The organism is Devosia sp., assembly GCF_040509215.1.
Taxonomy (GTDB): Bacteria; Pseudomonadota; Alphaproteobacteria; order Rhizobiales; family Devosiaceae; genus Devosia.
Window position 1 is genome coordinate 1 of sequence record NZ_JBEVLL010000129.1, and the last position, 5356, is coordinate 5356.

Consider the following 5356-nt stretch of genomic DNA (forward strand, 5'->3'; position numbering starts at 1 on the left):
TCCGTTCCGGTTCTCGAAAGCCACCGGCATTTGTCGCGCCGCAGCGTGTTTCCAAGCAGACTCTAGCGCTACTCGGTGTAGCGATACATCTCGTAGGTCTTGCAGATCACGAGCACGGCGCAGCCGTGCAGCGTCATGTGGTTCTCACTGCGCTGGGTCAGGGTGCCAGACAGGTTGTAGCCAAAGAGCTTGATGTCGCCCTTCCAGCGGTTTGGACCTGACTGGCGCATGTGGTCGGCCATGGGGCGGTTGAGATAGGGCTTATACTGCTCGTTATAGTCCACATCGCTCAGCCAGGTGAGCAGGCCGCAGAGCTGCGTGCCATCGCCACACATTTCGAGCTGGAAGCGCGTGTCCTTGCCTTCCAATTCCCAGACACCTGCGGGGGAGGCGAAAGCGGGCGTGGCGATCAGGGCGGCAAGGGCAATGACGAGGCTACGGGCAAAACGCATTGGCTGAAACTCTCTACTCGGTGACTCCAACATGGTGCCCGGAGCCTGAATGCTGGCTGAACGGCTTCATGCCTCCGTCATGTAAGGCCCCTAGTCTAAAAATGCTCCGGGGCAGCCCATGCATGCCGGATGCGCCGTTCGCACCGGCCCCCAGGCTCGCGGACGCATCTGCCCGAGGCTCGTTAGCTTCGACACGTAGGCCTTGGCCGCCCCTAGGGCGGCCCTTTTTTGTGGACCGTCCAGAATAGGCCTCGCTCCAATCGCCACACTGCGCGAGAAAGAGCCGAAGCTTCTGAGGCGGACGATGGCCAAACTCTATTTTTCCTATGCCGCGATGAATGCCGGCAAGTCCACCTTGCTGCTGCAGGCCGCTTACAACTATCGCGAGCGCGGTATGCGGCCGCTGCTCTATACTTCGGCACTCTATGTCGAAGACGGGATCGGGCTGATTGCGTCGCGTATCGGCATCAGCGAACCGGCCGAGCTCTATGCGGCTGGTGACGACCTCTACCAGTCGATCCGCGACCAGCATGAAGAATCCAAGGTCGATTGCGTGTTTGTCGACGAGGCGCAGTTTCTCGAGCGCGATCAGGTGTGGCAGTTGGCGCGCGTGGCGGACCGGTTGCGCATTCCGGTGATGTGCTTTGGCCTGCGTACGGACTTCCAGGGGAAGCTCTTTCCCGGCTCGATGGAACTGCTGGCCGTTGCCGACGTGATGCGCGAAATTCGCACCATCTGTACGTGCGGCGCCAAAGCGACAATGGTCGTGCGGCAGAGCGTGGATGGGCGCGTGCTGACAGATGGTGACCAGGTGTCGATCGAGAAATCAGTCTATCTCTCGCTGTGCCGCAAGCACTGGGAAGAGGCTGTCGGCCGGTGGCCGGTGAAAGGACCAGAATGAGCGAGACAGTGATGAGCGAACCGCAGGGGCAATTGAGCATCCGCACCCTGGCCATGCCGGCCGACACCAACGCGGCGGGCGACGTTTTTGGCGGCTGGGTGATGAGCCAGATGGACATTGCCGGCGCCATCGCCGCTGTCGAGCGCGTGAAGGGCAGGGTAGTGACGGTGGCCGTCGAGGCCATGACCTTCATTGCGCCGGTGAAAGTGGGCGACGTGCTCTGCGTCTATACGACGATCGAACGGATCGGCCGGACCTCGATCACCGTCGGGCTCGAAGCCTGGGTGCGGCGCCAGCAGCTCGACGACCGCAAGAAGGTTACCGAGGGTCGCTTCGTTTATGTTTCTCTTGACGATAACGGCCAAAAGCGGGTGATCCCGCAAGGCTGACCCAATACATTCAGACTGCGTTCAGGCTGGAGGAGCGACAAGGCGTGTGAAGCGCTTTGGTGCTGGGGCTGAACCATGAAGTCTGTCGTGATTGTCGGTCGCTGTCTCCTAAGCTTTTGAATCCACGCGGGGCCGGAACTCTTTGAAGACCGTACCCGTTTCTGCATCGTAACGAATTCCGCGCCGGGTTTTGTGCGTCAATCCCGGACGTGGTGGAAGAGGGAATAGTCATGAACCGCCATACCCGCAAAACCTTGCTCAACGTCGCAACCGCCGTTGCAGTGGCCACGACCGCAGTTGTCGTGTTTCTGCCGGCTGCGCAGGCCGCGCCCGGTACAGTAACCAGCAATGTCAACGTGCGCTCGGGTCCGGGCACCAATTACGGCGTGGTCGATACGGTTCGCCGCGGCCAGCAGGTCGATGTGCAGCAGTGCCAGGGTACCTGGTGCTATGTGTCCAAGCCGGGTCCCGATGGCTGGGTTTCGGCGACTTATCTTGCTGCGGGCGGTGGCCAGCCGGTCAATCCGACCCAGCCGGGCCTGTCGTTTGGCTTCAACCTCGGCCCCAATGGCCCGAACGTGAATATCGGCATCGGCAATCCGCAGCAGCCGCCACGTCCGCCGCGCCCGCCGGTTATCCAGCCGGTGCCGGAACCGGTCTATGACGAAGTCTGCTTCTACGACCGCACGAATTTCCGCGGCCAGAGCTTCTGCCTTGCTGCCGGCGACAGCGTGCGCGACCTGCGTGAATGGACCGATCGGATTTCCTCGATCGACAACCAGGGCGGGTATTCGGTGCAGGTTTGCTCTGAGCCCAACTATCGTAGCTGCCGCACCTATACGACCAGCGCCAGCTCGCTCAATGATTTCGACGACTATGTCGCCTCGGTTCGCATTCGCTAATTAGTCAAAGCGGCGCTGTACAAAAGTATGGCGCCGCTTTTTCTTGCCCCTTGGCCGCGGCGGGGGGCCAAGATAAAGTCCCGCTGATTTTCATCTGGGGATTCTCTTTCCATGAAGCGCTTGAAGAGCTTGGCTCTCGCTATCGGTTTCGGGCTATCCCTGTTTTCTCCCGTCATGGCCGCGTCCGATGTTGGGTCGCATGGCTGGGCTCAGGTCGATCTGACGCTGCGCAAGGGGCCAGGGGCCGCTTACGAGGTGACAGGGGCGATTGCTGAGGACAGCGCTATCCGCATTATTCGGTGCCAGGTGACTTGGTGCCTGGTGGATGGCGATGGCGGTCGTGGTTGGACCGGACTTGAAGCGTTGAGCTTTGGCGCTGGGCCTGACGGTCCGCTGTTTCTCGTTCGTCCGGACTATCCGGCTGGTGGACTGGGGCAGGTGTGCTTCTATGAGGGCCGCAACTTTACGGGCGCTTCGCTTTGCGCCGGGCCGGGGCAGGTGTTCAATGACCTCAAGCTCTATGGCAAAGACAACCGCTTCTCCTCGGTGGAAGTGACCGGGAATGTTTCGGCTGCCGCCTGCCGTGATCGGGGCTTCCAGTCCTATTGCGAGCGCATCATCGAGAGCCAGCCGGTGTTGAACCGTTATCTGGCGCGCAACCTGTCGTCGATCCGGGTCTACTAGGCTTCGTTTCCGGCACCAGATCATCCCCGCGAAAGCGGGGATTTTTGTTTGCGGGGCCGGATGCACCTAGCTGGCGATATATTCGCGCAGGACCTCGGCTTCGTGCTCGACTTCCTCGATCTTGAGCTTGACCACGTCGCCGATGGAAATGATGCCGGTGAGGCGGTCGCCATCGACCACGGGCATGTGGCGGATGCGGCGGTGGGTCATGCGCTCCATGACTTCGGAAATCGCGGTGGTGCGGTCGCAGGTGACGACGGCGCGGGTCATGACTGCGCCAATGGATTGGGCGAGGGCGACGGACGGGTTCTTGCTCAATTGCCGGACGATGTCGCGCTCGGACAGGATGCCGATCACGCTCTCGCCAATGCCGACGATGACTATGGCGCCGATATTGTGGGAGTTAAGCATGGCAACGGCGTCGCTCAGCGTATCGCTATCGCGCAGGGTGTGAACCGCAGTGCCCTTGAGTTGCAGGATGGTGTCGACGATCATGGTCAGGTCCTCCTTGCGTTGGACCAATCGACAAGCAGCCGAGCGAGCTGGGAGTCGATCGGTTCGAGGAGTGTGAACCTGAAGCGGAGTACCGGCAAGACCGAAAGAGGACTTGAGCGATGTAGCGACGGCATGGAGGGCTTCAGGCTGCCTCTGAAACTTTTACGCGCAGAAGACGTAGATATTTGCATGGGACCAGCGTCCCGGCGCTTGTGGCCGGTGGGCATCCCCGGCGGAGGCGGTGATCATGGTTCGGTTTTTTGTGGCGCTGGTGTTTTTCCTGAGCGGCATCGGCATGGCGCTGTCGCAGGAAGCCACGCCCTGGCAGGTGACGGTAACCGGGCAAATCGAGGCGCTGCAAAGTGGTAATGCCGAGGTCGCGCTGGGTTTGGCCAGTGCCGGGTTTCGGGAGACCTATAGCGATCCCGAGCGGTTTCTTGCCGATGTGAAGCGGTCTGGTTACGGGCCTATCGTCGACGCGCGCTCGCACAGTTTTGGTAGTTACGAGAAGACCGAGAGCGGCGTGGTGTTGCAGGTGGTCAAGCTGGTGGGGCCGGACCTCGACCTTTATGAAGCCGTCTATCAATTGATGGATGAGCCGGGCCAGGGATGGCGGGTGCTCGGCGTCGTATTGCGCAAGGTGCCGGGGCGTGGGGCATAGCGTCGTCGCGAAGGCACATTCAGCGGACAGGCAGAAAAAAGGCCGGCGCTAGGCCGGCCGAAGGACTTTGGAGAAGAGCTCGCGGCATGGAGGGCTCATGCCACGGGGTATTGATCAGCGGGTTTTGGCCACTGACCAATCTGTGCGGCGCTGGCGAGCCGGCGCCGAAACTGGGATGCGGTTGCGCCAGACGAAGCGTCCGACTTCAAACAGCATGGTCAGGATCAGAATAGTCAGCGGCACCATGAAGATGGCCACCTGGGTATCGGGCTGCGTCGCAAGATCGGCAGCCAGGGAAGGCGTAACACCCGCGAGAAATGCGCCGGCAAGACCAAGTGCGGTGGCGAAGCCTGCGGCTACAGCCATCTTCACTTTCAGGCCTTTCCGCCCGCGAGACGAGAATAGATGCATGGGATAGGCGTCTCATCGTTGTGGATGAGGGCACTCAAACATGCAAATGGGGTTTGACTATGACGAACGGGCCTTGGACGCGGCGATTTGCCGGCAGCAATGTGGCCCCGCTCGCCTCAGCAGGGATCTGAGGCGAGGGAAATGGGGCGTGGATGCCGATTGCCCGTCATGCGCGTGAGGAGTGCGATGAAGGTCCGGATGGGGTGACCGCCGCCGCCGGATGAATTTTGGCGGGCCTTGGCGCATTCGAGATCGGCGTCGAGCCAGGTCTGGCGGTAGATGTCCTTGTAGAGATAGCTGGCGGGAATCATTGCTTAGTCCCTTTCGTATCCAAATGTTGAATCGGTTCAATTTTTGAATGGAGTATTTCTTGAACCGGTTCAAGTCTGCGCCTTTGCGAGGGCCGGGTCAAGTGAAAATTGAACCGATACAAAAACCGTGATAGCGAGGGGGCGGAGGAT

The 5356-nt window shown here is 60.7% G+C and carries 9 protein-coding genes; 5 read left to right on the plus strand and 4 right to left on the minus strand.

All coding sequences use genetic code 11. From position 1 onward, the window contains the following. Positions 1–68 precede the first annotated feature (68 nt). The gene (locus tag ABW043_RS07015) at positions 69–452 is read right to left on the minus strand and encodes a DUF2147 domain-containing protein (RefSeq protein WP_353920504.1); all 384 of its coding nucleotides are present in this window, start codon (positions 450–452) and stop codon (positions 69–71) included. Between the two features lie 304 nt (positions 453–756). Between ABW043_RS07015 and ABW043_RS07020 the strand changes: the two genes are divergently transcribed. The 4 genes from ABW043_RS07020 (at position 757) to ABW043_RS07035 (ending at position 3328) form a co-directional block, all read left to right on the plus strand. After that, positions 757–1353, plus strand: coding sequence for a thymidine kinase (locus ABW043_RS07020; protein WP_353920505.1), 597 nt, complete (start codon positions 757–759; stop codon positions 1351–1353). An 11-nt stretch (positions 1354–1364) separates the two neighbouring features. Next, positions 1365–1742 (plus strand): acyl-CoA thioesterase, encoded by a 378-nt coding sequence (locus ABW043_RS07025; RefSeq protein WP_353920506.1) that lies wholly within the window; start codon positions 1365–1367, stop codon positions 1740–1742. 230 nt (positions 1743–1972) lie between these two features. Beyond that, positions 1973–2644, plus strand: coding sequence for an SH3 domain-containing protein (locus ABW043_RS07030; RefSeq protein WP_353920507.1), 672 nt, complete (start codon positions 1973–1975; stop codon positions 2642–2644). Positions 2645–2755: 111 nt separating this feature from the next. Further along, positions 2756–3328 carry a peptidase inhibitor family I36 protein gene (locus tag ABW043_RS07035; RefSeq protein WP_353920508.1) on the plus strand — a complete coding sequence of 191 codons (573 nt, stop codon included), beginning with the start codon at positions 2756–2758 and terminating at the stop codon, positions 3326–3328. 66 nt (positions 3329–3394) lie between these two features. On the opposite strand, the gene ABW043_RS07040 is transcribed toward ABW043_RS07035, so the two are convergent. Continuing rightward, complete coding sequence (locus ABW043_RS07040) at positions 3395–3823, minus strand: CBS domain-containing protein (protein WP_353920509.1); 429 nt, start codon at positions 3821–3823, stop codon at positions 3395–3397. Positions 3824–4070: 247 nt separating this feature from the next. Here ABW043_RS07040 and ABW043_RS07045 point away from each other — a divergent pair, with 247 nt between their 5' ends. Next, positions 4071–4484 carry a DUF4864 domain-containing protein gene (locus tag ABW043_RS07045; RefSeq protein WP_353920510.1) on the plus strand — a complete coding sequence of 138 codons (414 nt, stop codon included), beginning with the start codon at positions 4071–4073 and terminating at the stop codon, positions 4482–4484. A gap of 114 nt (positions 4485–4598) precedes the next feature. On the opposite strand, the gene ABW043_RS07050 is transcribed toward ABW043_RS07045, so the two are convergent. Beyond that, complete coding sequence (locus tag ABW043_RS07050; protein ID WP_353920511.1) at positions 4599–4850, minus strand: hypothetical protein; 252 nt, start codon at positions 4848–4850, stop codon at positions 4599–4601. 161 nt (positions 4851–5011) lie between these two features. Continuing rightward, positions 5012–5206, minus strand: a complete 195-nt coding sequence (locus ABW043_RS07055; protein ID WP_353920512.1) for a hypothetical protein — start codon at positions 5204–5206, stop codon at positions 5012–5014. Positions 5207–5356 lie beyond the last annotated feature (150 nt).